Here is a 25,994-nt window from a genome sequence, read left to right on the forward strand (position 1 = left end):
TTTTCCGGGCGGCACTCAACGGACCTGGCGTTCGTCGCGCTGCATTGGCGGCGGCTGCGGCCTGCCGCAGCAGGCGCGCAACGCGCGCAGCGCTGGCAAGGGCCGATACTGCCGGTCGAACAGGCCGAAGCGATGTTCCGGATCGCTGGCCGAATCGCCATCGTTGACCAGGTCGTACCACCAGACGCCGCCGATGTGCGGATCGCGCCGGGCCAGCCGCATGAAGCGTTCCAGATAATCGGCGACCAGCTCCGGCGCGTAGCCGGCGTCGTGCGCAGGCCAGCCGATTTCCGTGACGTACATGGTCACCGGCCGTCCCCGCTGTCTGCTGAGGCGGGCCTGGATGTCCTGGACCCAGCCGATGGCGGCTTCCGGCGTATGCGCAAACAGCGGACGGCCGTAGTTGTAAGGATGGATGCTCACGCCGTCGATGACGTCCAGCACGCCGCTGCGGCCGAACGCCTCGAACCAGGCCGTATCGTTGTCGGTCGCGCCGCCGGCGATCACCTTGGCCCGCGGATCCGCCGCTCGGATGGCGGCCGCCGCGGCGCGGACCAGCGCCGCATAGTCGCCGACGCTGCCCACGCTCCGGGGTTGCGCGGTAGAGCCGGCGCCGATATTCCATTCGTTCCAGATCTCGTAGTAGCACGCCTTGCCCTTGAGCCGGCCGGCGAGCCAGCGTGCATACGCCGCAAAGCCTTTTCGTGCTTCGGGCGTGGTCACCAGACCGCCGGTCTCGTACAGCGGATTGCCGTAGTCGACGATGATCAACGGGCAGAGGCCCTGCGCGGGTGCATCGTCGGCTGCGCGAATGACGGCATCGAGATCGGCTGGTACGTCGTAGATGCCTTTCTTCCGCTCCACGGCCGACCAATAGACGTCGTCGCGCCAGGAAGTGGCGCCGGCTTCCCTGATCATGCGCTCGACGGTATGCGGGGCCAGGCCGCGATGCCAGCGATGCGTCTGCACGCCGATCTCCATCGTTTCGGAGGCATGCGCGCGGTTCATCGCGCCGATCAGCAGCAACGCGAAGAACAGATACTTCATGGCTGCCGTTCCCGCCGCCAGTCGAATTCGACCGCGAGCAGCAGAAGGAACAGCATGATGCCCACCTTGTGCCGGAAGTAGGAACCGAAATCCGGCTCGAACAGTGCCGACACCATGGTGAAACCCAGCACCGCGCTCGCCGCGAGCGAACGGACGGCGCACTGCGGCCGCCGCCACGCACGCCACAGGCATGCCGTCAGATACGCCTGCAGCACGACGAACGGTGTGTATGCGAGCGAGACAGGCAGCAGATTGAGTGGCAGCAGCATCGTGCCGAAAGTGACGATGCGATTGCCGAGGAAACCCCAGGCCTGGCCATCGTCGAAGTAATACTCGATGCGGCTGGCCGACACGCCTTCGAGATAGCCGGCGCGGCCCTGGTCGAGCAGGGCCAGCGGCAGCCGGTGATAGCACAGCAGCAGCGCGCCGCCCATGCCGATCAGGCCGGCGATCCACCAGCGCTGGCGCCGCCATAGCGCGAAGTTGTAGAGGAAGATCACCGCATACGCGAGGTAGTAGATGCGGAAGTACAGCCCGCAGACCGCCATGGCGGCCGCATACGCCCATGCGCAGCCGCGCAGGCCGAGCACGTCGGCACGATAGGCGCCGAGGGAGGCCGCCATCACCGCAAACGGGATCAGTTCCTTGGAAATGCAGAAGAAGAACGGCGATAGCAGTACGACCAGTGCGAAGAACACCGTCATGTTCGCCGGCGTGGCGCGCAGGCGCCAGCGCATGGTGAACGTGGCGATGCCGGCGAAGAACGAGGCGCCGAAGACCAGGTTGGTCAGCAGCAGATCGTCGCTGTAGCGCAGGCCGTAGTCGTCGAGGCGGATGCCCAGCGCAGCCAGGCCGCGCAGCAGCGGATGCAGCACATAAGCGGCCGCCCCGTAGGAGTTGCCGAGCCACTCGAGCCTGGGCCGCTCGCGGATGATGGTCAGTCCGTCGAAGTACAGCTTGTCGTGCCACACCAGGGGAATCAGCGCCGACAGCGTCGCCGCGGCGAGAAAGCAGAACAGCAGCAGGTTCAGGCGTCCGACCAGGCGGTTCAGATCGTCATGCGCCATGGGCGATCCTTGCGTAGAAGCGATCGAAGCGTGGTATCGCCTGTGCGATGTCGAAGCGTCCGGCGGCGGCGTCCAGGGCATGGCGCGACATGTCGTGCCACGTATCTGGAGCTTCCAGCAGCTGCCGGATGCGCGCGGCCATGGCCGGCGCGTCGTCCAGCGCCACCAGGAAACCGTTGCGGCCATGCTCGATCACGTCGCGGATCCCATCGACGTCGGTGCCTACCACCGGAATGCCCAGACAGTTGGCTTCGGCCAGCACATAGCCGAAGCCTTCGTAGGTCGAGGTGAGCACGACCACGGCTGCTTCGGCCATGCGCGCTAGGATCGTCTCGTAAGGCAGCCAGTCGGTGACCTGAAGGTCGGACGGCTGCAGGCCGGCATCGCGCATCATCGCGGCGAGCCTGGCGCGGTCGCCGGGATAGTGCCCGGCGCCGATCAGATGACATCTGGCCTTGGTGTCGCGGCGCAGTTCGCGCACGACCTGCAGGAACATCGGCAGGTTCTTCTGATCGCTGATGCGGCCGGGCAGAAGCACCTCGCGGCGATCCGTGCATACCCTGCGCCCGACCATCAAAGTCGTGGCGTCCACTGCATTGGGCACGCAGGTCACGCGCGCCGGCGTGCAGCCGATGTCAGCGATGGCGCGCTGGTACTCGGACGGCGATGTCGCCAGCACCCCGCTGCGCGACAGGCGGTCGAGCGCGCGTTCGGCCATCAGGTAGAGGCGCCGCCGGGAGCCCTGCTGTCCGAGGTAGTAATAGGCGTGCGGCGTATAGACGACTTTACTGTCCAGCCCCAGGCAGGCGAGCCGGCCCAGCAGGCCGGCTTTCGAACTGTGCAGGTGGACGATGTCGGGCCTGCGCTCACGGATGAGGCGGCGCAGACGCCATAAACAGCGTAGGTCGCTCAAGGGGGCGACGGCGCGCTTCATCGGCAACAAGGTCACCGGCATGCCTGACGCGCGGGCGAACTTTGCGAGCGCGCAGGTTCGGGGCAGCACGAAGGCCAGCCTTGTCCGCCGTGGATCGCCGTGGGCGGCCAGCAGGCGCAGATAGGTTTCGACGCCGCCGAGGCAGCCGGTGACATGGATGACGTCGACAGGACCATGGAGCGGTGGGCGATGCGCGCGATCGGGTGCGGCTATCGAAGGCCTTTGGTTGAAGGCGCCGATGAAGCCCGCCAGGACCAGCGCCTGCGTTGCGACCATGCCCCATGCGGATGCCTCCGCACCGCGCGGCGCGAGCACGAACATCAAGCCCAGGCCCAGCGGCAGCATCGAGCACGCATAGACGCGGAACAGCCGGCGCGGGTCGGCCTGGGCGCGCAGCGCGGCGCGATACACCGCCACCGCTACCCATAGCGGCGGCAACAGCGCGGCGATGCACAAGGTCTTGGCGAAGCCGGCATAGCTGTCGCCGTAAACCAGCCGGATCAGGCTGTCGCTGAGTCCCGCGACGAGCAGGCTGCCGAGCGCACTGACGCCGAACAGCAGGCTGCTGGCCAGATGGATGCGCCGCCGCTGCGCGGCATGGTCGCCATCGCGATACGCCGCGGCGAGCATGGGCAGCCAGGCGGTGCAGGCGCCGGCGAGCAAGGTATTGACTGGCGCCACAAGGTTGAGCACCGTGCGCAAGCCACCGTTCTGGGCAGCATCGCCCCACAGCGGCATGACGAACAGATAGCCATTGCCCGAGGCCCAGATCAGCAGCGCCGCGGGCAGCGCCCAGACCGCGTAGCGGCCGATGCCGCGCAGGCTGGCGCGGAACAGGCCGGAGAAATACCGGTCGGGCCGCCGCAGCGAACACCACAAAGGCCACGAGGCCAGCGTCGCGCCCAGCGCGATGGACTGCATCGGCTGCCAGCCATCACCGCGCCATGCGTAGCCGATTGCCATGCTCGCCAGGGTGGCGCCGGCATAGATCAGCGTGGACAGCAGCACCGGCCAGGGCCGCGACTGGCGGTAGCAATACGGCTTGACCGACCAGTAGCAACTGCTGGCGATCAGCGCCAGGAAAAACGCTGGCGTGCACGCGGTGCGCAGCGGCGGCAGCCACAAGCCCGCCAGGGCCAGCAGCGTAGCCGCGCCGGCGGCGAGCAGCAGCGCGCTCAGCGCGATCGGCAGCGAACCGTAGCGGCGCAGGCCTCGCCGCACGATGCCGCCGAGGCTGAAGGTTTCGCCGATCAAGGCCGAATGCACGATGCACAGCATCACGATCAGCGCATAGGCGAACGCGAAGTTGCCCAGCGCGACGCTGCCGCCGAGGCGGGCGATCAGCGCGCCGAGAATGAAATGCGTGGCGGCGAGGACCGCCTGGTCCGTCGCCCCGATGACGGATTGCGCGCCTTCCCGGCGCAGGAAACGTAGCAGCTTCATGGCGTATCGAAGCTGCCGGAGCGTCGGCGGTGCACGGGCGCGTGGCGCGGATCGATGGCGGCCGACGTCATGCCGTCGCCTCGCCCGCTTGCGGTTCGTAGCTGTAGCGATAGCTGCCATAGGCCGCATTGCGCAGGTCGGCCTGGATGCCATTGAGGATGATCCCCGCCAGCGGCACGCCCGCGCGATCGAGGCGCGCCTGCATTTCGGCGAGCTCGGCTTCGCTGCTGACGCCATAGCGCGCCACCGCATAGACCAGGCCGGCCTGCCGGGCCAGCAGGACGGCATCGGCGACCGGCAGGACCGGGGCGGTATCGACCAGCACGATGTCGTACGCGGCCGCGGTGGCCGCCAGCCACGACGGCAGGCGCGGCCGGTGCAGCAGTTCGATCGGATCCTTGACCTTGGCGCCCGCACCGATCACGTCCAGGCCCTGGATGCCGCTGTGCTGGATGACGCCCGGCGGCAGCAGAAGATCGCCGCGCAGCTGCTGCGTCATGCCCGGCGCCGTGCGCAGGCCGAAGGCCTCCGCCAGCGCGCCGCGGCGCAGGTCGCCATCCAGCAGCAGCACCCGCCGGCCGGCCTGTGCGAGGACGATGGCGAGATTCGCGGCGACGAAGGACTTGCCGATGCCGGCCGTGGCGCCGGTGACGATCACCACGTTGTTGCGTGCCTCCAGCAATTTGAGCTGCAGCTCGATGGCCAGGCCACGCAGGCTTTCCACCACCGGGTCGTGCGCATGCGTAAGCGCGAGCGGCCGTTCCGGTGTGGAAGGTCCGCGCCAGCTCCAGCGATGGCGCCCAGGCTGCCGGCGCAGCGGCAGCAGCGACACGACGGCGTTCCCGCTGCGGCGCTCCAGTTCGCGCGGATCGGTGACGGGCCCACGCCATAGCGCGCGGCCGAACGCTGCCGCGATGCCCGCGATCAGGCCGAGCACGAGGGACCCGAGCACGACCAGCGCGCGGCGCGGCCTGACCGGCTTCTCTTCCACGTCGGCGGCATCGACGACGTGCACGTTGCCGACTTTCCCGGCCTTGAGCAGGCGCAGCTGCTGCGCGCTGTTGAGCATGGCCGTATAGAGTTCGGCGCTGACCCTGGCTTCGCGGGTCAGGCGCATCAGCGCCTGTTCGGTATCCGGCAGGGTCTTCACCTGGGTTTCCAGCATCTGCAGCTCCTGCGTCAACCCGCCGGCCTGGCTGTCGATGGCCTGGATCGCTTCGTGTCCGGGCTGAAGGTCCTGCAATCGTGCGCGGCGTTCCTGCCCGAGCAGGCTCAGGCGGGTCTGCAGCGCCACCATCTGGCCGAGTTTCAACTTGGCGCTTTCGCCGAGGTCGATGACTTCGTGCCGGTCGCGGAAGGCCAGCAAGGCATCTTCCGCGGTTTCCAGTTCGCGCTTGAGCGCAGGCAATTGCTGCTGCAGAAAATCCAGCGATTTCTGCGCCTGCTCGGCCTTCTGCGCGCTGTTGAAATGCACGTAGGCGTCGCCGAGCGCATTCAGATAGCGCGCCGTGCGCGCCGGGTCGGCACCGTCCAGGGTCACCGTGATCACGCCGGCGTCCTTGGCCTTGGCGATGACGCCGATGCGTTCCTGCACGTCGGCAATGGCCTTCAGGCGCGGCTGGCGCTGCAGCTCGAAACGCGAATTCTCCGCGGCATCGATCGAGCCGATCTGCAGGATCGCCACGCCCAGCGGAGTGTCCAGCCGCAGCGGCGCCCCCGCCACGCCGGCGGCTTGCTTCGCCATGCCCGGTACGGCGACACGGTAACGCCCTTGCGCGAGTGCGGTGACGGTAAACGTCCGTCCATACAGGGCGCGCGGGAGATCGAAGCGATCAACCCGCAACGATGCCTCGCCCCACACGTAGCCGCCCAGCGCGGGCCGCGGCGCTGCCACGCCCGCACGGCCGGCGAACAGGTGGCCGAGCAGCGGCAGGCGCAGGGGCCGGACGACGATGTCGTAGCGGGCGTCGTCGATCGCCGCTCCGATCACGCGGCGCGAGCGCAGAATCTGCATCTCCGCGTCGTCCGAGGATTTCACGCCGAGAAAATCGCTGAGCGAGCCGAGCAGCTGGTTGCTCACGCTGCCGGCATTGCTGTCGATCTGGATCATCAGCTCCGAGCGGTAAATGGGCGTGGCGAGCAAGGCATAGGCGAGGCCGAGCGCGAACGCGCCCAGCACGGTCTTGCCGATCAGTGCCCGCGCGCGCCAGAGCATGTCGAGCAGGGCGATCAGGTCGACCGCCTCGGCGGGTGCGCCGGCCGTGTCGCGCGTCGACGCGCTCATCGCGCCGCTCCCGCCGGCGGCGCGGTCAACGACGCCAGGCGCGCCGTCCAGGCCTCGACTGCGCCGGCAAGCTGGCGCCGGCATGCATCGAAGGCGGTGCGGGGTTGGCCATAAGGATCGGCGATCGGTGCACTCTCCATCAGCTGTACGCGCCCGCGCAGCGACGGATGCTGCTGGTGAATGAGCTCGCGCAGCATCTCGTCCATGGTCAGGATCAGGTCGTGGCGGCTGGCCAGTTCGCGGGTCAGACGCTTGGTGCGATGCGCGGAAAGATCGACGCCCCAGTCGTCCATGGCGGATATCGCCAGCGGATGCGCCGGCTGTGCCGGCGGCGCACGCAGGCCAGCCGAATCGATATGCAGCCATGGCATGGCGTGGCGCGCCATGCACGCGGCCATGGGGCTGCGGCACAGATTGCCCACGCAGACGAACAGCACGCTGCGGATCATCGGTCGTCCCCCGCGCGCCGGCTGTTGTAGAGCACCATGCTGCTGGACAGCAGCAGGTTCATCACCCGGTTCCAGCGCACCAGGCCGGATGGCTGCACATAGACCAGATCGTTGGGTCGCAGCGGAAAGCGCGCCGCCAGGGCCAGGCCGACCGGGGTCCTGGCGTCGAGGCGATATACCGTGGGCGTCGACGCGGCGTTCTCCAGCCTCACCACATAGACATTGCGCGAGTCGGCCGACACCTGGCTGATCGAGCCGGCCTCGGCGAGCGCTTCGCCGAGACTGAGCGAACCACCATGCAAGGGCAGGGGGCGCGGCGCGCCCACCTCGCCGGCGACGAAGACCGGATGATCCATGCGTTCGTCGATACGGATGCGGTCCTGGTCGCGCAGATGGATGCGTTCCGAGCCGATGCCGTGGCGGCCCAGCGCAGGGAGATCGAGGCGGTAAGCCTGGCCGTCGCGATAGAGCCAGATCCAGCTGGAATCGCCACTCGGCGACAGGCCGCCCGCGTCGGACAGCGCCTGGGCGAGCGTCATCGGCACATCGGTGATCGCCTGCTTGCCCGGCGAACGCACGGCTCCCGCGACGTAGATCTTCCGGCTTCGGTACTCCAGCACGCGCAGATTCACTCGGGGTGCGTGGAAGAAGCGGGACAGCGCCGCCGCCAGGGCATCGCGCGCCTGCTCCACGGTTTTTCCGGCGACGGGCAGGGAGTCCGCATAGGGGAACGACAGCCGCCCTTGGCCATCGACCACGAAGCCTTCCGCCTTGGCCGCCACAGCGTCGCCGCGCATGGCCGGCGAGGCGAGTTCGGGATGATGGAGCACGCTAATGGCGAGGACATCGCCCGGTCCGATCGCGTAGCCGGTGCTGGCCGGTGCGGCGGTCAGGGCAAGCACCTGCTCGGCCGGGCCGGCATCGGCGGCATGCTGCTGCAGTTCGTCGATCCGGGCCGTGATGGTGACGACGGGCGGCATGCCGGCATCCGCCTGCATGCCCGGCGCGAAGGCGCAGCCGCCGGCCATGGCCACGGCGGCAACAGCGGCCGCGCGAACGAGATATCTGCAGCGAAACATAGCGTGGTTTCCGTGGTGGACGCGGCGGCCGTCCGCTCAATAAGCGTTCTTGTCGGTAAAGCCCTTGGCGATCGTCATCGCGACGATCTTCAGGTCGAGCCAGAACGACCAATGCTGGATATAGAAAAGATCCAGGGCGATGCGCTGGGCCATGCTTTCCACCTTGGCGGTTTCGCCGCGCAGTCCATGCACTTGCGCCCAGCCGGTCATGCCGGGACGGATGCGGTAGCGATACATGTAGCCGTCGATCAGGCTGCGATAGAAATGGTCGTGTTCGAGCGCATGCGGCCGCGGTCCCACCAGCGACATCTCGCCGCGCAGCACATTGAAGAACTGGGGCAGCTCGTCAAGGCTGGTCCTGCGCAGGAAGCGGCCCAGCGCGGTGACGCGCATGTCGTTCCTGCCGGCCTGCGTCAGGCTGCCGCCGCTTTCGGCATGGGCGGCCATGGAGCGGAACTTCAGGATGGTGAATTCGCGGCCATCCAGTCCCTGACGCCGCTGCCTGAAGATGGCCGGCCCCGGTGAAGTCGCCTTCACCGCCGCGGCCAGCACCAGCAGCAGCGGCGACAGCAGCACCAGTACCGATGCGGCGAAGGCGCGGTCGAACACGGGTTTCAACCAGTGCATCGCGCGGCGCCGGGGAGAGGCCACCAGGTCGATGAAGGCGTAGTCGCCCAGCGTGATGCCGGTGGGGTTGAATACCGGAATGTCGCGCGCGTCGATCAGCAGGCGCACATTGACGAAATAGTGCTGCATCGCCTTGAGGTAGTCGCGCACTGCATCCGTGGCGAGGATGGGCAGGGCGAGCCATAACTCGTCGAACTGCCGGCATGCGGCCAAGTCCTGCAGCATCTCCATGCCATGCAGGACGGGAATGCCCTGCAATGGCTCGCTGGGTCCGCGTGATTCGTCCACGCCGATCACCGCCACCGGGCGGTAGCGCTGCAGCAGCGTGGGATGCTGTGCCGACCAGCGCGACAGATGCGCGATATCGCCGGCCACGATGACGCGACGCGGGGCGTGGCCCTGGGCGAGCGAGCGCCTGATGCTGCGTACAAGCAGGTTGGCCATCAGTGCCAGCAGGGCGACGCAGAGAAACAGCCCCAGCTTGTCCGCGGATGCGGGTGCCACGATTGCCGCAGAGCTTGCGGCGGCACCGTGCGCGGCAAAGCCAGGGAGCTGCGCGGTCAGCCCACCGGACAGGGTCGATATCCAGGCTGGGGACGGAGGCAGCACGACGGGCAATCCTGTGGAATAGCGGTTGGCGGGGATAGGAGTTCCCCGATTTCCACAGGATGGCCGACGAGCTTGGCGCGCTTAACTGGATTATTCCGGCGTCATGATCTTGCTTGGATATTTCAGGGCAGTGGATGGAACTTTGCCGGGAATGGACGAGCCATTCCCGGCCTTGTGCATTTACAGCGAGAAACGCAAGGCGCTGGCGCGCCGCTCGACCAGGCCCATGGCGGGCTGGTCCTGCAGGCGCAGGTCGCGCAGCTCGTACGGCGGTGCCACGCCGTGCAGGCTCGCCGGATCGAAGTGCAGGCGCAGCTCGCCGGCACCTGCTTCCAGCCACGCAGCCGACTGCGCATAGGCCACAGGAATCTGCTGGCCGTCGCCGCCGCGTGCGTACAGCACGCCGGACACCGCATAACGGCTGCTACTGCGGATGTCGACACCGAGTGCGATATCCACGCCGCCATCGCCGGCGCGCCGCGGTTCGGCATTGCCGATGAAGCGCGCATCGGGCACCGCCACCGCCACCGCGGTGTTGACGTTGCGGCGCACCTCGCGGCCGTTGGCATCGGTGCCGGTCAGGGTGCTCTGCACTTCCCACAGGCCGGGCATGGAAGCCTGCTTCGCCGGGGTGGCCATGGCGACGAAGCTGCCGTCGCTGCGGCGTTGAAAGCTCAACGGCGTGGTTTCACCGTCGGGCGAGCGCAGCACGCCGGTGGCGGCGCTCAGTGCGCGCTGCTGCGCGCCGTCGCGCAAGTTCAGCGCCACCTGCAGGTTGCCGCCGAGCAGCAGCTCGGGACGATCGGCCTGCGCTTCCACTACCAGAGGACTCTGCGGTTCGTAGACATAGACGACGTAGCGCCCGTGCGCCTTCGGTGCCTGCAGCGTGGTGCGTCCGGCGCCCAGTTCCGTGCGCAGCTGCAGCGCCATCGAAGCATCGGTGGCCTCCATGCCGGCGGCCTGCAACTGCGCGGTGTCGGCGACGTGGCGCGTGGCCGCATTGCCGTCGAAGCGTTTGCCGCCCACCTGCAGGCGCAGGTCGGCCGGCTGCAGGCGCGTGCCGCCCTGGCCGGGGCTGAGGCGGATGATCGCGCCGGGTGCGGTGGTGGCAAGATCGACGCCGCGCTGCAGTTCGGTGTCGCTCACTTCGCGCCAGTATTCGCGGCTTTCGCGGCGCACCGCCTGCGGCGTGGCCTGCAGCGATTCGGTGGCGTTCAGTGCCCAGCTCACCTGGATCGGCTGCCGCTCTTCATGCACCTGCGGCGCGGCCGGCGCGAGCCGGCTCGATACCGCGGCGGTGGGGCTGGCCATGCGGGCATGCACCAGGGCGGGCACCAGGTCGCCGGCCTGCGCGGGCAGCAGGTTCTGCGTGGCGGCGAAGGCGGACAGGGGCAGGGCGCCGGCGAGCAGCGCCAGCATCATCGGTCGAATGCGCATGGCGGCTTATCCCTTGATGTCGTTGGCGAGGATGGATTCCAGGCCGAAGCAGGCGCGGCGGCTCTGGTTGTGGTTCAGCACCGCGCCACCGCTGGTTCGCTGCGTATCGCGGAACCACACGCTGCCGGCGGCGGAGGAGCTGCTGCAGTTGATGAAGCCGTCCGAGCAGCTGTCCAGCCAGTTCTGCGTGATCTCCAGGCCCACGCTCTGCGCATAGCCGCCGCAGTAGCTGTCGCCGTTCCACACGGCCGAAGTCACGTCGGTGCCGACCACCGCGCGGAAAGCCACCGGCAGCGCAGGGCGGCCGGCGGTACCCAGCAGGTTCTGCTGGTTGTAGGTGGCCATCCAGCTCACCTGCTGCATGCGCACGGCGTCGTTCTGGTAGCCGAGCAGCCAGCCCAGCGCCGACTCGAATACGTTGCCGTTGATCACCGCATCGGCCAGCGGCGTGCCGGCGCTGGACGGTGCGATCGCATTCACCCGCACGATGCGGCGGATGATGTTCGGATAGCGTGCGTCGTAGGTGGGATTGGACAGGATCCAGCGCATCACGTTGCCGCCGTTGGAATGCGTGATCACGATCAGGCGGTCGATATTGCGGGCGTTGATGAAGTCGGTGAGCTGCTGCGCCAGGCAGCCGGCGGCGCGGTTGTCCCACATGTATTGTTCGAAGTCGCAGTTGACGACGAGCAGGTTCTGCTTGTCGGTGAGCCCGTTGCGCACGCCTTCGACCATGGCCGATTGCCAGTAGTCGTTGGCCGCGTCGGTCTGCTTGCCGGTGCCGTGCACCAGGGCTACGCCGGTGGCTGCATGGGCCGTGGCGCAGGCCAGGCCGAGCAGCAGGATTCCCATCAAAGTTCCGATCGAACGTCGCACGTCAGTTCCCTCCTTGAGTGGGCGCATGGCGTGCAGCCATGCGCGGGTATGGCGTCCGTGCGGGACGAGCGGTGTCGTCGGGAACGGCGCGCCTGCGAGCCGGGCGCGCATGGAGAGCGATGGCGGCGATGCCTGGTGCCGGCTTCCATGCGGACGTAGGGCTGAGCGCGGGGAATCTAGCCGGCGGATCGCCACGGATTCTGTGAAGCGGTGCGGCTATCTTCGTTGCAGCGACATGTCACGCACGCAAGGTGCCGCAACTGCGGGGGCGGCGTGAGCAGGCCGTGATTCTGCAAGTTCTCGCGTTTCGAACGTTTTGAACGAAGCGCGCCGGCGGGCGAAGGTCTTCAGGCGCGCTGCGCTGCCGTGCCGGAGACGTAGCGATTGCCGGGCACGTACCAGCGCCACGGGAAATCCTTGGCGACGCTGATGCCGATGCGCGGGCCGCCGACGATGCCGGCTGGCGGCGCGACGCCATCGTCGACGACGGTGTAGCCGTCCTTGGCGCTCACCAGGTCGACACCGTCCTGTTCGCCGTCGATGCCCAGTGCCTGTGTGAGGCGCGCCGGGCCGCGGCACAAGTCGCGATCGAGTGCGCAACGCGGACGCGCCGCACGCATCCGGGCCAGGCCGTGCAGCGGTTCCAGCGCGCGGATCAGCACGGCGCCGCCGGCGCCTTCCGGACCGCATACGCAATTGGCGCACCAGTGCATGCCATAGGTGAAGTACACATACAGATGTCCGGGCGGGCCGAACATGGTCGCGTTGCGCGGGGTCTTGCCGCGATAGGTGTGCGCAGCGGGATCGACGGCGCCGGCATAGGCTTCCACTTCCACGATGCGGCCGGCGCGGCCATCGGCGGCGGCGAAGATCTTGTTGAGCAGCAGCGGTGCCACGCTGATGGAAGGGCGGTCGAAGAATGCGCGCGGCAGCGGCGTGCCGGGCCAGTGGATCGATGTAGCTTTACGGGCCACGCGTTTCGTCCCTTGGATCCGATGTGAAACGCGCTGCCAGTGCAGCGCCCGAATACGCGCTGTCGTGGGTGATCTCCCTGCCGGCGAAGTGTGGAGGAACGTAGTCCGCCGCCGCCTGTTCGCTGTCGAAATCGATCTCGAAGATCGCCAGCGCGGGTGATGAAAGGTAGATGTCGATGGCGCCGCCCTCCAGGGCGTAGCGTTGCTTGTGCACGCGCAGGCCTGGCAGGTCGCGGAGCGCCAGATATTCGTCCGGCGACAGGTAGAGGTTGGTGATCGGATTGGCCAGCGTATCGCCGCGGCCGTATTTCTTGCACAGCTTGTAGACCACCTCGCCATCCGGCGCCTCGATGCGGCGCAGGCGCAGCAGGCTTTGCTCGATGTAGCAGTCTTCGATGCGTCGGCAGGGCAGGCGGGTGAGCTCGGGCAGGCGCGAGGGTTCCACCAGCCAGCGCCGTTCGATTTCCGGCAGCGAATATTTCGGCGGTTTCATGCGCGCTACGGGTCCTGGCCCTGGCCCAGCGAAGCCTTCCAGGTTTGCCAGGTTTCGAGATAGTCGGCGCGGTTGAGCGACTCGGCGAGTTCGCTGATAAAGCCGTACTCGGCTTTCAGCAGGGCAAGCCGGTAGTCCTCTTCGATCAGGAAGATCCATGGCACGTTGTCGCGCCTGGCCTGGTCGAACATCGACTCGATGGTTTCGATCTGCGCCTGCATGGCGCGTTGCCGCTGCAGCAGCAGTTCCACGGCTTCGCTGGGTTCCATCACGCTCAACAGCGACAGCGCCACGCCGAACTGCGGGTATTCGTGCTGGGGCGTGGCGGTCCACTCGCGCATCCATGCGTAGAGCTCGTGCCGGCCCAGGGTGGTCAAGGCGTAGACCGTCCGTTCGGGCCGCGAGGTATCGCGCAGGGTTTCGTGCTCGACGATGTAGCCGGCCTTGAGCAGCTGCTCCACCACCATGTAGAGCGAGCCGCGGTTGTACTTGATGTTGCGGTCCTTGCCGGTGTCCTTGAGACGCTTGCCCAGCTCGTAGGGATGCATCGGGCCGGTCAGCAGCCAGGCCATGACGGCCAAAGCCAGCGGATTGGACACTTTTCGACTGCTCACCGGGCCTCCTGTCGCTGCCGTGGGGCAGTGTCGGTGGCTCTTTGGTTGAGATCAACTAGTCAGCATCAACTATTTGGCCTATAGTGCCGACCCATGACCCCGAACCCACCCGCATCCGATGCCCCCGACCTGCTGCGCCGGCGCGTCTTGGTCGAGGCCTACGATCCCGCCTGGCCGCAGCAGTTCGAGCGCTTGCGGCAAGGCATCCAGGCCGCGGTCGGGGACGCCGCCATCGCCATCGAGCATGTCGGCAGCACCTCGGTGCCGGGGCTGGCGGCCAAGCCGATCATCGATATCGACGTGATCGTGCCGTCCCGCGCCGGCATGGCGGCGACGATCGAGCGGTTGGCCGGGATCGGCTATCTGCACGTCGGCGACCTGGGCATCGAAGACCGCGAGGCGTTCGAACCGCCGCCGGGTTCGCCGCCGCATCACCTGTATGCCTGCGTGCGCGGCGGCGTGGCGCTGGAAAATCATTTGAAAGTGCGCGACTACCTGCGCGCCCATCCGGGCACCGCGCAAGCCTATGGCGAGCTGAAACTGCGGCTGGCGGATCAATACCCTTACGAGCCGTTCCGCTACAGCATGGGCAAGACGGATTTCCTGCTCACCATCCTGAGCGAGGCAGGCTGCCGCGCCGAAGACCTGCGCGAGGTTCGCCGCGTGAATACCGGCAGTTGAGATACGCGGAATCCTCAACGAGGATCGGCGGGCAGGCACGATGCACCACCGCTTTGCGGCACGACTGGCATTGCAGATCCCGCGCCGCATAAGCGTGGCGCGGGACCATAAGTCCATCGTTCAAGCCAGATCGCCCTTAGAGTGGCAATACATTGAAAATATACGTGCCGCTGGCGCTGATCATCCCTTGCGCCGAGTTGCAGGTGTCGTTCAAATTCAGGGTGCCGTTTGCCAGCAGCGGAGTCAGTACGACATTCCCGGTGGCGGATGCGCCCTTATAGAGACCGTCGGTAATCGTGCCGGTCGATACGGTGACGATGTTCCCGTTCACCACATTGGCGCTGCTGACGAAGCTGTAGGTGCTGGTCTGGCCGTTCGCCCAATGCAGCACGCGCGTACCGGGGCCGCCGCCAAGCAGATCCAGGCACGAGGCCGTGCGCGAAATCTGCGCCTGGGCCGTGGCGGGCATCAAGATCGGGGCCGAGGCATGAATGCATACCGGAAAGTTGTCCGCCGTGGTGACGGTCAGCGGGTGCGGCGTATTTGTCAGGCCGGGCGCAAAGCTCACGGTCTCCGTACCGGTGCAGCTGACCAGGTTGGCGGCTTGGGCCCGCACGGGTGTCGATAACACCAGGATAACCGCAAGCCAGGCAATGACGATCGGTGCCAGGCGAAGCCCGAGCCATGCCCGGGACGAAAGGGTGCTTATGAACATGGCGATCTCCTTCTGGCGCGCCGTGGCGGAAGGAAGCGTGCGGATCGCGGGCGCTCCGGCGGGTCCGCAGCGGTTATTGAGAAACACATGCAAGCTTGTAGCCGCCAATGGCCGGTCGACCATGCGGATATAAATCGTCCGATCCGGGCGGCCCGCTGTTAATACTGCAAATGGAATTACCTGCGCGCATCGCGCCATGGGTGCTGCGGCATTCCGCGAACCGGGTGTGAAAACGGGCTGCTTGCCAAGTGACGAAGACGTCGGCGTGAGCGCGGTCGCTTCAGCGGGAGCGTCCAGTCATCCCATGCTGTCCAACCGCAACCGATGCCGGAACCGCCGGCTCACCCGCAGCTCGGTGCCGTCGGCCAGCGTGAGCAAGGCGTCGCGCGTCGGCAGCAGGGCGAACCTGCGCACGCGCTCGAGCGCGACGATGGCCGAGCGGTGGATGCGTGCGAAGCGCGCAGGATCGAGACGCTGCTCGATCCCATCCATGCGCGCATGCAGCATGTGCATGCGCGGGCCGCAGTGCAGGATCACGTAATCGCCGCTGGCCTCGATCCAGTCGACCTCGTCCACGGGTATCCACAGCGTGCGGCCGCCCTGCCTGGCCTCGAAGCGGGTCAGCCATGCATCGCCGGGCGACGCGCCGGCGTGCAACAGGCGCAGCAGCTTGTCGACCTGCTCGCCGGCCCGTTGCTCGTGCAGGCGGTGCCGAGCGATCCGCAGCGCTTCGTCGAAGCGGTCGTCGTCGATCGGCTTCATCAGATAGTCCAGCGCATGCACGCGGAACGCTTCCAGCGCATAGGCATCGTAGGCGGTGAGGAAAATCACCAGCGGCAGCTCGGCAGGATCGAGCTTCGACAACATCCCGAAGCCATCCATGCCGGGCATCTGCACGTCGAGAAAGAGCAGGTCCGGGCGTAGGGCGGCAATCCGCTCCAGCGCGCTCTCGCCGGAGTCCGCTTCGCCGACGATCTCGACGTCGTGCACCCGCCGCAGGCACACCCGCACGCCGCGGCGCGCCAGCGGTTCGTCATCGACGATAAGCACGCGGATCATGCCGCCGGACCTGCAGCCGCACCCGCAAGCCGCGGGATCTCGATAAGCGTTTCCCAGCCACCATCCGGCGTGCCTTGCGCGGCGAAGCGACAGCCATCGCCGTACCGCGCGGCAAGCCGGGCACGTGTGTTCGCCAATCCCAGTCCGCCGCCTTCCGGACGCTTGCTCAGCATGCCCTCGGCACGATTGCGGATAAGGATGCGCACGACCTCGCCATCTCCCGTCACGCTGAGCGACAAGCTGCCACCTTCGGCGAACGGCGCGATGCCATGGCGGATCGCGTTCTCCACCAGCGGTTGCAGCAGCAGGTGCGGCACCGGCGTATCCAGCACGCCTGCATCGCACTGCACCGTAGCGGCCAGGCGCGCGCCGAGGCGGATCTGCTCGATCTCGATGTACTGCTGCACCTGGGTCAGTTCTTTGGCCATGCTCACGTCGCCTTGCCGCGTGGGCTCCAGGGTCGAACGCAGGAAGTCCGCCAGCAGCGCGATCATGCGCCGCGCCGCACTGGTTTCGCCTTCGCCGACCAGGGTGGACACGCCATTGAGCGTGTTGAACAGAAAGTGCGGCGTGATCTGGTAGCGCAATGCCTTCAGCTCCGCGTCGCGCGCCAGCGTTTCGGTGAGCAGCCACTGGCGCTCGCGCTGCTGCGCTTCCTGCCAATGCCAGGCACCGCGATAAAGCGCGGCCCACGCCACCAGCATCAGCGTAGGGCTGAAGGCGTTGGCGAAGCCGACGAAGGCCACCGCATACCAATGCGCCGACTCCGCCGGCGGATGGCCGAATGCCGTTTCCAGCGCGGCGCCGGTGGTCGAGCACACGATGCCCATCGCATAGGCGCAGGCGATGACGATGCCGAAGGTGCGCGGCCATGAAGCCTTCGCCACCGCCAGCCGATGGCTGATGGCGAGGATGGCCGGGCTGCACAGAAATGCCATCGCCGTGGTGCCGAGGAAATACATCAGCACCGGAAAAACATTGCGATAGGGCAGCGCGCCCAGCGCACTGACCACGCCATAGCCCAGCCAGCCACCGAAGTGGATCAGCCAGAACCGGGGGCGCTGCCTGGGATCGATGGATTCCGTCATGGGCAGCAGAGTTTGCGCCACGCCAGGTATGCGTGGAAGCCATCCGCGTACCGGTTGACGGCCGCAAGCGGTCCGTTCGCCGAAAAGCGCAACTGCACCGCCGGCACGGTTGCTAGCCTGCCGGCCGACTCCAGCGAGGGGTCTGGCCTGGAATGCGGGAGCACACGATGGCGAACGATGCATACAACGAGTCGAAGCGGCTCATCATCAAGGCGACCTTGATCGCCGGTTTCCTGGACCTGGGTTCGGCCTTCGTCTATGCCATGCTCGAAGGCCACCCGCCGCTCGGCGTGCTGTTCGCCATCGCCTCTGGCGTCTGGCCCGGGGCGCGCAATGCGGGTCTGGCGGGCATGCTGGCGGGCGTGCTGCTGCATTTCGCCATCATGAGCGTGATGGTCTGGGGCTATGTGATGCTGGCGCGCCGGCGGGAGTGGGCCGTGCGGCATCCTTTCATCGCGGGCAGCCTCTATGGCCTGGGCCTGTGGTGCGTGATGTACCTGATCGTTCTGCCGCTGCGCTGGCCGGCGATCCTGCAGCGCGTGAGCATGGTCAGCCTGGGCGAACAATGGTTCAGCCATATCGTGCTGGTGGGTATTCCGATCGCGCTGCTGGCCGCGCGTTACAGGCAGCCGCCGCTGCGGAAAGTCGCCATGGCGATGGATGGTTGATACGGCGCGGGCAAGCCAGGCCCGGCCGCCGCGCCCCACGACGACCCGCACTTCCAGCCGCACGCCACCGTTGCTATAGAGCGGCTAGAACGCGCGAGGTGCGACGCATGGCGACCCCACACGGCTTTCGTATGGCAAGGCGCGGCATCGAACGTCTCGCGCCCGGCTATGCGCCGCCCCGGCACCAGCACTACGAAGCCTACGCCACCGTGCTGTTGCGCGGCCGCTTCGAGCAATCGGGCTACGCCGGGCGCATGCGCGTCGCGGCAGGCGACGTCCTGGTGCAGCCCACGCTCGATTGCCATGCCGACCGCATGCTCAGCGCCGGACTGACCGTGCTACGCCTTGCCTGGCCGCGCGACGCGGGATGCGGCGGCGTCCATGCCGGCTGCGACGTGGACATGCTGGCGCGCCTGGCCGAGCGCGACGTGGTGGAAGCGGCCGTGGCCCTGCGCGAGCAGCTTGCGTACAGGCCCATGCGGCCAGCGCTGATGGAAGACCCCGCCGACGTCCTCGCCGCTGCCTTGATGCAAACGGATTCGCCGCGGATCAACGCATGGGCCGAGCACATGGGCCTTGCGCGCGAGACGGTGTCGCGCGGCTTCGCCCGCCTGTACGGCGTATCGCCCAGCGGCTTCCGCGCCGATGCGCGCGCACGCGCCGCATGGCTGCGCATCACCGGCGAATGCAAGCCGCTGGCGGAGATCGCCGCCGATTGCGGTTTTGCCGACCAGGCGCACATGACGCGTGCCATAACACGCCTGACCGGCGCCACGCCGACGGCCTGGCGCGCCAGGTCACATTCGTTCAAGACGCGCGCGAACGGCGGCGCCAAGCTGCCGGAATGATCACTCTTCTGCTCGCTCTTGCCCTGGCCGGCCCCGCCGAAGCTCCGCTCGAAACCACGCTGCGAGCGAAGGACCAGGCGCTGCTGGACGCCATCGCCCCCGGCGACCGTGCACTGTGGGAACGCACGCTGGCGGGCGACGCCATCTACGTCGACGAGAACGGCACGATCATGGACCGCCAGGCCTTCCTCACCTCGCTGGTGCCGCTGCCGCATGGTGTCAGCGGTTCCATTGCGATCACCGATTACCGCGTGCAACGGCATGGCGACAGCGCTTTCGTCATCCACCGGGACGAAGAGCGCGAGATGTTCCACGGCCAGGCGCTGCTGGCGCATTACCTGATGACCGAAACCTGGCGGCTCGAACGGAACGAGTGGAAGCTGGCTTCCGCGCACGTCTATGTGGTCAACGACGATCCACCGGCGATCGCGTTGCCGGCGGCAAAACTCGCCGAGTACACGGGCCGCTACCAGGCGGCGCCGGACTTGCGCTACGTCGTGCGCATCGAACACGGCACTCTGCTGGGCGGCACCGAGGGCGGCACGCTGCAGCCGCTGCTGGCCGAAGCCGCCGACGTGTTCTTCCTCAAAGGGCAACCGCGCAAGCGCCTGGTATTCCGGCGCGACGGGCAGGGCAAGGTGGTGGCTTTCGCCCTGCGGCGCGAAGGGCATGACGTGAGCTGGGCAAGACTACCTTAGCCCGGAGCGGCGAGGGCCACGCCTGCCAACGCGCCGAACATCGAAATAGTTTGCGATGTCGATTTTCGCCCGGCTCGTTCGTCGCTCCTGTGTAAGGCCGATCTGCCGGCCGCAAATCGAGGAGAACGGCGATGCGCGTGATGGTGCTGGTCAAGGCGACCGAAGACAGCGAGCAGGGCTTCAAGCCCACGGCCTGGAACATGCGGATGCTCGAGGCGATGGACCGCTACAACGATGAGCTGGCCAAGGCCGGCATCATGCTGTCCGGCGATGGCCTCAGGCCTTCCTCGGACGGCAAGCGCGTGGCCTTCGACGGCGCGGGCCGCCTGGTCATCGACGGGCCATTCGCCGAGACCAAGGAGCTGGTGGCCGGTTTCTGGCTGTGGCAGGTGAAGGACATGGACGAAGCGGTGGCGTGGGTGAAGCGCTGCCCCAATCCGATGCCGGGGCCGAGCGAGATCGAGATCCGGCCCTTGTACGAGATGGACGATCTCGGCCTGGGTGTGGACGCCTGACATGTTCAGGTATGCGCCTATGGGTTGCGATCGCCCCGGGCCAAATCGGCATGGGGCGCGGTATCGCCGCAGCCATGTATGTACCGCTCTGAAACCGCGAGTGTGTGCCATTGCACGAAGCGCGATCGTATCGGCCCCATGCACACATAAATTTGCAAGGCGATGCAGATACTCGGTGGTTGCCACGCCCGGTGGCGATCATCGAGAGCTTTGCATGAATATCTGCAACCGTAATCCCGGCGCGCCGCGGGCTGGCGCCCGGCGCATCCGCCACGTGCTGGCCATCGGCGCCGCACTGGCCGCCGCGCCGTTGACCGGCGCCCTCGCGCAGAGCCAGCCTTTCGTCGCTGCCGGTTCGTCCAACCAGGTGGCGGTGGCGAAGGCCTTGCAATCGCTGCCCGCACGCAGCGCCTTGCGCACTTCGCTGCAAAGCCAATGGCCTGCCGATCCCGCCGCAGCCGGCGCTGCCTACGATCGCCTCTCCGGCGAGATCCACGCCGCGGTCGGCACGCAGATGATCGAGGACAGCCATTTCGCCCGGGACGCGGCTTTTGCACGGCTTTCCTGCGCGGCCGGCTGCGCCGACGGCAGCCATCTGTGGGCGCAGGCCGCCGGCGGCTGGAGCCACCAGGGCAACAACGGCAATGCCGGCGCCATCTCGCGCGACATGGGCGGCGTGATGGGCGGCGTCGATACGCTGATCTTCGACAACCGCTGGCGCGTGGGCCTGCTGTTCGGCTACGACCATGCGCGCATCGACGCCGACAGCCGCGACTCTACCGCCACCACGCACGACACCACCTACGGCGCGTATGCGGGCACGCAGTGGGGTGCGTTCACGCTCAAGCTGGGCGCGGCGTACGTGCGCCACGACATCGCCACCGACCGCTTCGTGCAGGTGCCCGGGCTCGCCGCGGCGCACCTCGGCACGGATTACTACGGCCATACCGCGCAGGTCTTCGGCGAACTCGGCTACGGCGTGCATTGGGGCGGCAGCACCTTGCAGCCGTATCTGCAGCTGGCCCAGGTGCGGCAGAACTTCGAGTCGTTCCGCGAATCCGGCGGCGCCGCGGCGCTGGCCGGCGGCAGCCACGACGCGGACGTGACGTACTCCACGCTCGGCGTGCATTTCGTGGCGGACAGTTTCCAGCTCGGCACGGTGGCGGTGAATGCACGCGCCGGCCTGGCCTGGCGCCACGCCACGGGCGATGTGGACGTCAACCACGCCTTGGTCTTCCGCGCGGGCGGCAGCGCGTATGGCCTGCACGGGCTGGTGGTGAGCCGCAACGTCGGCGTGCTCGATGCCGGCCTGGATTTCACGCTGGCGCCGGACGCCGTGTTCTCGCTGAGCTATACCGGCCAGGCCGGCAGCCAGCGCCTGGTGGATCAGAACGTAACAGCAGCGATGTCGGTGCGCTTCTGAGGCGTGTGCCTAAGGGTGGTGGCCGGACGACCATCGCCCTTAGGCACCACGTGCAGGGTGCGCTTACTACAACCTTTGCACGGAGGAAGCCAACCATGAGCATCACCATTACCGCATTCGAGAAGTCGCCCGACGGCGGCAAGGGACTGGCGCGCGATACGCGTGTCCGCTGGGCGCTGGAGGAAGCGGGGCTGCCGTACGAGGTGCGCCTGGTTTCACCGAAGGCGATGAAGGAGCCGGCGCATCTGCGGCTGCATCCGTTCGGCCAGATTCCCACCTACGAGGAAGACGGGCTGGCTTTGTTCGAAACCGGTTCGATCGTGTTCCATATCGCCGAGCACCATGCGCAGCTGCTGCCGCGCGATGCGCATGCGAGGGCGCGTGCGATCACCTGGATGTTCGCGGCGCTCAATTCGGTGGAGCCGCCGATCCTGGATCTGGTCACCGTCAGGATCATCGAGGGCGACAAGCCCTGGTCCAAGGAGCGCACGCCCCTGGTGCAGGAGCGCATCCGCCAGCGGCTGCATCAGCTGGCCGCCCGCCTGGGCGATGCGGAATGGCTCGATGGCGCATTCAGCGCGGGCGATCTGTTGATGGTGTCGGTGTTGTTGAGGCTGAGGCCGTCGGGGATGCTGGATGAGTTTGCGAGTCTGGCAGCCTATGTCGCGCGGGGCGAGGCGCGGCCGGCGTATCAGCGTGCGTTTGCGGCGCAGTTGGCGATCAACGCGGCTTGAGGCGCGGTGATCTGCCACTCTCCGTACCGCCAACCTGGCGCAACCATGCGAGACAGCGTCGTTCCGGCCTGCGCCGGAATGAGGGCCAAGAGTTTTTCTCAGGCGGCCATCTAGCCGCCTGAAACCCCTGGGGCTTCCCACTCAACTTTTTGCGACGCAGCGTGACAGCTCGCCCGTTCAGCGCCTTAATTGGCGCCCGGGGATTTAGATCGATCCAAATAAAGCGTGATTCGGTTCATGCCGCGGAGACGACGGAACTGACGCTTTTCCGGCGCCGTTAGTTTCAATCGATCCAATGACAGAGGAGGGCAAACGCGCATCCGCAGCACGTGATCGAACGGGGGATATCCGCGCCGATGCAAAACGGCGCGCACCATGTAGGGGAGAGCAATGACTTACCAGTCGCATGTGTTCACTCGCAAACCGCTGTACATCGCACTCGCTTTAGCCACTTTAGCCATGGGCAACGCACCCACGGCAGCCTTCGCCACACAGCCGGCCGCAGCTGCCGCGACGCCTGCCGCCACACCGGCGGCGCAACCGCAACAGGCCGCCGACGGCGCGCAATCCAGCAGTACCGACGAGAAGAAAACCGGCAAGGACAAGAATGGGGACAACCGCAACCCCACCACCTTGCAGACGGTCGTGGTCACCAGCTTCCGCCAGTCGGTCGACCAGAACATGCAGGACAAGCGCGATTCCAATTCCATCGTCGAAGTGATCAATGCGCAGAACATCGCGCAGTTCCCGGCCAAGAACATCGCCGATGCCCTGGCGCACGTACCCGGCGTGGTAATCAGCCGCGAGTCGGGCGAAGGCAAGACCGTCAGCATCCGCGGCCTCGCGCCCGAGCTGACGCTGACCCAGTTGAACGGCAACTACGTGGCGTCGGCCGACACCTCGGCGGGCCTCTCGCGTTCGTTCAACTACACCTTGTTCCCGGCCAACATGTTCGCGGACATCAAGCTCTACAAGAGCCTTGAAGCGCGCCTGGACGAAGGCGGCATCGGCGGCAACGTCGACCTGCGCACGCGCCGTCCGCTGGAGATGGCGGCGAACGAAGGCTTCATCTCCGGCACCGCCGCCAGCTCCGACACCAGCTCGAAGACGGAACCGCAGGTCTCCGCGCTGTGGTCGTGGAAGAACAAGGACGAAACCTTCGGCGTCCTCGTCGCGGGCTCCTACCAGAAGCGCCAGGCGACCACCTACGAAGCCGATGCCACCAGCTGGCACTGGTGGTCGGACAACTGTACGGACCACACCACCTGCACCCAGCCGCCGGTGAACGTCAACGGCAGGCCGTATCCGTCCGCGGTCAACAACAACATCGACCTGTGGGGCAATGGTGTCGTCGACCAGGCCGGGCACGTCTCCAACGGCTTCTGGATGCCGCAGCAGTTCGCCACCAGCCGCAACGACCTGACCCTGAAGACCAAGGGCGCCCAGGCCACGATGCAGTTCAAGCCGAGCGACCACTTCCTGCTGACCGGCAACTACTTCCGCTTCCAGCGCCAGCAGACCCAGATCACCAACACCCTGGAAATTCCCGAGTGGGGCCTGCCCAACAACAGCAACTACGCCGACCAGAACGGCCGCCTGCTCGCGCCCAACGGCCTGACCTTCGACAAGTCCGGCACGATCGTCACGGGGGCGAACTACGTGTTGCCGCCGGCGGGTGTCGGATGCAATGCCGCGGTGAACCCGGTCACCGGCGCCGCCCGCCAGGCGGTGGACGTGTGCTCGACGGAAATCCCGTGGCTCAACGGCAATTACTCCGTCGAGAAGGCCACCTCGCAGACTCTCAACCTGGAAGGCGAATGGGATAACGGCGGCAGCCTCAGCGGCTCGTTCAACGTCGGCCGGACCTGGGCCAAGGGCGGCCCCTCCATCGAACTGGGCATGGCGGCCAAGCCGCGCAATTTCGTGAACGGCCAGTGGGTGGACGGCAGCACCGGCGCGGCCTGGACCTTCAGCGGCGAGCCGGGCATCGTCGCCGACCAGTCGGTACTGCAGAACATGCTGGCCGGCGCGGGCCAGGTCGACCTGGGTTCGACCGGCTCCAACATGGTCAATACCCGCACCTCGCAGAACTTCGCGCAAGCGGACTTCACCTGGGCGTTCGAGTCGTCGTGGCTGCAGTCGCTGCAGTTCGGCGCCAAGTACAGCGATGCCAATGCCGAACAGCAGAGCAACGAGGTGCGCTGGTACTGCAAAGGCACCACCTCGCAGTTCCAGACCTGCGATCCGACCGCGGGCCAGCTGCCGGCGAGCTTCCTCCTGCCCAATTACCTCAACGGCGCGAACCATGCCTACGAGGACAGCATCTTCCCGGCGATCAACTTCCCGGCGTACTACAACCATCTCAATTCGACCTACGACCGGGTGATCTACAACAAGCCGCAGAACAAGTCGTCGATCGGCGAGAAGATCGCCGCCGCCTACGTGCAGGCGAATTTCGACACGGGCACCATCCGCGGCAACGTCGGCCTGCGCTTCGTCTCCACCAAGCAGGACCTCACGGTCGCCAACCAGGTCACCACCAACAACGCGGTGTACTACCACGATGCCGGCGGCAACATCCTGATCTGCCCGGCCTCGGGCATCAACGCGGGCGGCGGCAAGTGCGCGCCGGGCGACTTCCAGTACCTGCCGCGCGAAGTGGCGGTGGTGGAGAACTTCACCAACTCGACCACCAACAAGCGCTACAACAAGCTCCTGCCGAGCTTCAACGTCGCCTGGACCATCGCCGACCAGTTCGTCCTGCGCGCCGCCGGCTCGCAGGCGCTGGCACGCGCCAACTACACCGACCTGGCCCAGCTCGGCCAGCTCACCAACAACACGCAGGACTACTACAACGACCGCAAGCAGTTCGGCGCGCCGCTGCCGGGCTGGTACGGCTCCGGCGCCAACGCCGAGCTGAAACCCTTCACCGCCACCCAGTTCGATCTCGCCGGCGAGTGGTACTACGCCCCCCACGGCGTGGTCGGCATCGACCTGTTCCAGAAGAAGGTGAAGAATTTCGTCGTCCCGGTCACCGTCAACAACATCGACGTGAACGTAGGCGGTACCCAGACCAACTTCCGCCAGTACAGCACCAATGCCAACGGCCGCTCCGGCACGTCGAAGGGCATCGAGCTTTACGCGCAGCACACCTGGGACTCGGGCTTCGGCTATATCGCCAACTACACGCTCAACAAGACCAACGAAACCGCGGTGACGCTGGGCGACACGCAGGTGGGCAAGGCGGAGCTGATCGGCAGCGCGAAGTACGCGGCGAATATCTCGCTGTTCTACGAAAAGCACGGCCTGCTGCTGCGCGCCAGCGAGAACTGGACGGGCCGCACCATGCAGGGCCTGGCCGCGGGCTTGCCGATCTATGCGCAGCCGTATCACCAGATCGATCTGAACGGCGACTACGAGATCAACAAGCACTTGATGGTCACCGCGTCGATCATCAACTTCAACAAGGCCACGCCGCACACCTACCTCGGTGGCGACACGCGCGCGCGCCTGGTCCAGTTGATGTATCCGGGCCGGCAGTACTACCTGGGCGTGACCTACAAGTTCGGTGGAGACAGCAACCGGTAAGCAGAAACGACGGGGCCGGGTGCATCACCCGGCCCCTGTTCTTT

The 25,994-nt window shown here is 66.9% G+C and carries 23 protein-coding genes; 8 read left to right on the top strand and 15 right to left on the bottom strand.

Annotated features, from left to right (window positions below; translation table 11 throughout):
* Positions 1–15: 15 nt before the first annotated feature.
* From FHW84_RS07170 to FHW84_RS07225, 12 genes are all read right to left on the bottom strand, one after another.
* Positions 16–1,047: a cellulase family glycosylhydrolase gene (locus FHW84_RS07170; protein ID WP_167253924.1), complete on the bottom strand. Its 1,032-nt coding sequence runs from the start codon at positions 1,045–1,047 to the stop codon at positions 16–18.
* The gene (locus FHW84_RS07175; RefSeq protein WP_167253926.1) at positions 1,044–2,114 is read right to left on the bottom strand and encodes a hypothetical protein; all 1,071 of its coding nucleotides are present in this window, start codon (positions 2,112–2,114) and stop codon (positions 1,044–1,046) included. The genes FHW84_RS07170 and FHW84_RS07175 overlap by 4 nt, the downstream gene beginning before the upstream one ends.
* Positions 2,104–4,491: a glycosyltransferase gene (locus tag FHW84_RS07180; RefSeq protein WP_167253928.1), complete on the bottom strand. Its 2,388-nt coding sequence runs from the start codon at positions 4,489–4,491 to the stop codon at positions 2,104–2,106. Before FHW84_RS07180 ends, FHW84_RS07175 begins: the two co-directional genes overlap by 11 nt.
* 67 nt (positions 4,492–4,558) lie before the next feature.
* The gene (locus FHW84_RS07185) at positions 4,559–6,775 is read right to left on the bottom strand and encodes a GNVR domain-containing protein (protein ID WP_167253930.1); all 2,217 of its coding nucleotides are present in this window, start codon (positions 6,773–6,775) and stop codon (positions 4,559–4,561) included.
* A complete protein-coding gene (locus FHW84_RS07190; protein ID WP_167253932.1) occupies positions 6,772–7,224 on the bottom strand; it encodes a low molecular weight phosphotyrosine protein phosphatase in 453 nt (150 codons plus the stop codon). Before FHW84_RS07190 ends, FHW84_RS07185 begins: the two co-directional genes overlap by 4 nt.
* Positions 7,221–8,252, bottom strand: a complete 1,032-nt coding sequence (locus tag FHW84_RS07195; RefSeq protein ID WP_243868016.1) for a polysaccharide biosynthesis/export family protein — start codon at positions 8,250–8,252, stop codon at positions 7,221–7,223. Before FHW84_RS07195 ends, FHW84_RS07190 begins: the two co-directional genes overlap by 4 nt.
* A gap of 87 nt (positions 8,253–8,339) precedes the next feature.
* On the bottom strand, positions 8,340–9,434 hold the full coding sequence (locus FHW84_RS07200; protein WP_208399691.1) for an exopolysaccharide biosynthesis polyprenyl glycosylphosphotransferase: 1,095 nt from the start codon (positions 9,432–9,434) through the stop codon (positions 8,340–8,342).
* A gap of 285 nt (positions 9,435–9,719) precedes the next feature.
* On the bottom strand, positions 9,720–10,976 hold the full coding sequence (locus FHW84_RS07205; protein WP_243867972.1) for a DUF4785 domain-containing protein: 1,257 nt from the start codon (positions 10,974–10,976) through the stop codon (positions 9,720–9,722).
* Between the two features lie 6 nt (positions 10,977–10,982).
* Positions 10,983–11,828 (bottom strand): hypothetical protein, encoded by an 846-nt coding sequence (locus tag FHW84_RS07210; RefSeq protein WP_208399692.1) that lies wholly within the window; start codon positions 11,826–11,828, stop codon positions 10,983–10,985.
* A gap of 371 nt (positions 11,829–12,199) precedes the next feature.
* A complete protein-coding gene (locus FHW84_RS23205) occupies positions 12,200–12,826 on the bottom strand; it encodes a DNA-3-methyladenine glycosylase (protein WP_167253938.1) in 627 nt (208 codons plus the stop codon).
* The gene (locus FHW84_RS23210) at positions 12,816–13,319 is read right to left on the bottom strand and encodes a hypothetical protein (RefSeq protein ID WP_167253940.1); all 504 of its coding nucleotides are present in this window, start codon (positions 13,317–13,319) and stop codon (positions 12,816–12,818) included. Before FHW84_RS23210 ends, FHW84_RS23205 begins: the two co-directional genes overlap by 11 nt.
* A 5-nt stretch (positions 13,320–13,324) precedes the next feature.
* On the bottom strand, positions 13,325–13,933 hold the full coding sequence (locus tag FHW84_RS07225) for a PadR family transcriptional regulator (RefSeq protein WP_208399694.1): 609 nt from the start codon (positions 13,931–13,933) through the stop codon (positions 13,325–13,327).
* A gap of 93 nt (positions 13,934–14,026) precedes the next feature.
* On the opposite strand from FHW84_RS07225, the gene FHW84_RS07230 reads away from it, so the two are divergent.
* A complete protein-coding gene (locus FHW84_RS07230) occupies positions 14,027–14,614 on the top strand; it encodes a GrpB family protein (RefSeq protein WP_167253942.1) in 588 nt (195 codons plus the stop codon).
* 136 nt (positions 14,615–14,750) lie between these two features.
* On the opposite strand, the gene FHW84_RS07235 is transcribed toward FHW84_RS07230, so the two are convergent.
* From FHW84_RS07235 to FHW84_RS23475, 3 genes are all read right to left on the bottom strand, one after another.
* Entirely contained in the window at positions 14,751–15,329 is a 579-nt protein-coding gene (locus FHW84_RS07235; protein ID WP_167253944.1) for a hypothetical protein, read from the bottom strand.
* 297 nt (positions 15,330–15,626) lie between these two features.
* Entirely contained in the window at positions 15,627–16,388 is a 762-nt protein-coding gene (locus tag FHW84_RS07240; protein WP_167253947.1) for a LytTR family DNA-binding domain-containing protein, read from the bottom strand.
* Positions 16,385–17,497: a histidine kinase gene (locus FHW84_RS23475; protein ID WP_167253949.1), complete on the bottom strand. Its 1,113-nt coding sequence runs from the start codon at positions 17,495–17,497 to the stop codon at positions 16,385–16,387. Before FHW84_RS23475 ends, FHW84_RS07240 begins: the two co-directional genes overlap by 4 nt.
* Before the next feature lie 146 nt (positions 17,498–17,643).
* Here FHW84_RS23475 and FHW84_RS07250 point away from each other — a divergent pair, with 146 nt between their 5' ends.
* The 7 genes from FHW84_RS07250 to FHW84_RS07280 all read left to right on the top strand — a co-directional run bounded on the left by FHW84_RS07250 (position 17,644) and on the right by FHW84_RS07280 (position 25,950).
* The gene (locus tag FHW84_RS07250; RefSeq protein ID WP_167253951.1) at positions 17,644–18,144 is read left to right on the top strand and encodes a DUF1440 domain-containing protein; all 501 of its coding nucleotides are present in this window, start codon (positions 17,644–17,646) and stop codon (positions 18,142–18,144) included.
* A 107-nt stretch (positions 18,145–18,251) separates the two neighbouring features.
* On the top strand, positions 18,252–18,992 hold the full coding sequence (locus FHW84_RS07255; protein WP_167253952.1) for an AraC family transcriptional regulator: 741 nt from the start codon (positions 18,252–18,254) through the stop codon (positions 18,990–18,992).
* Positions 18,989–19,690, top strand: coding sequence for a DUF4440 domain-containing protein (locus tag FHW84_RS07260; protein ID WP_167253954.1), 702 nt, complete (start codon positions 18,989–18,991; stop codon positions 19,688–19,690). Before FHW84_RS07255 ends, FHW84_RS07260 begins: the two co-directional genes overlap by 4 nt.
* Positions 19,691–19,821: 131 nt before the next feature.
* Positions 19,822–20,205: a YciI family protein gene (locus FHW84_RS07265; RefSeq protein ID WP_167253956.1), complete on the top strand. Its 384-nt coding sequence runs from the start codon at positions 19,822–19,824 to the stop codon at positions 20,203–20,205.
* Positions 20,206–20,419: 214 nt separating this feature from the next.
* The gene (locus FHW84_RS07270) at positions 20,420–21,628 is read left to right on the top strand and encodes an autotransporter domain-containing protein (RefSeq protein ID WP_167253959.1); all 1,209 of its coding nucleotides are present in this window, start codon (positions 20,420–20,422) and stop codon (positions 21,626–21,628) included.
* 95 nt (positions 21,629–21,723) lie between these two features.
* Entirely contained in the window at positions 21,724–22,362 is a 639-nt protein-coding gene (locus tag FHW84_RS07275; protein WP_167253961.1) for a glutathione S-transferase family protein, read from the top strand.
* A 459-nt stretch (positions 22,363–22,821) separates the two neighbouring features.
* Complete coding sequence (locus FHW84_RS07280) at positions 22,822–25,950, top strand: TonB-dependent receptor (protein WP_243867973.1); 3,129 nt, start codon at positions 22,822–22,824, stop codon at positions 25,948–25,950.
* Positions 25,951–25,994 lie beyond the last annotated feature (44 nt).

Source organism: Dyella sp. SG562, from assembly GCF_011759495.1.
In the GTDB taxonomy this organism is placed as follows: domain Bacteria; phylum Pseudomonadota; class Gammaproteobacteria; order Xanthomonadales; family Rhodanobacteraceae; genus Dyella_D; species Dyella_D marensis.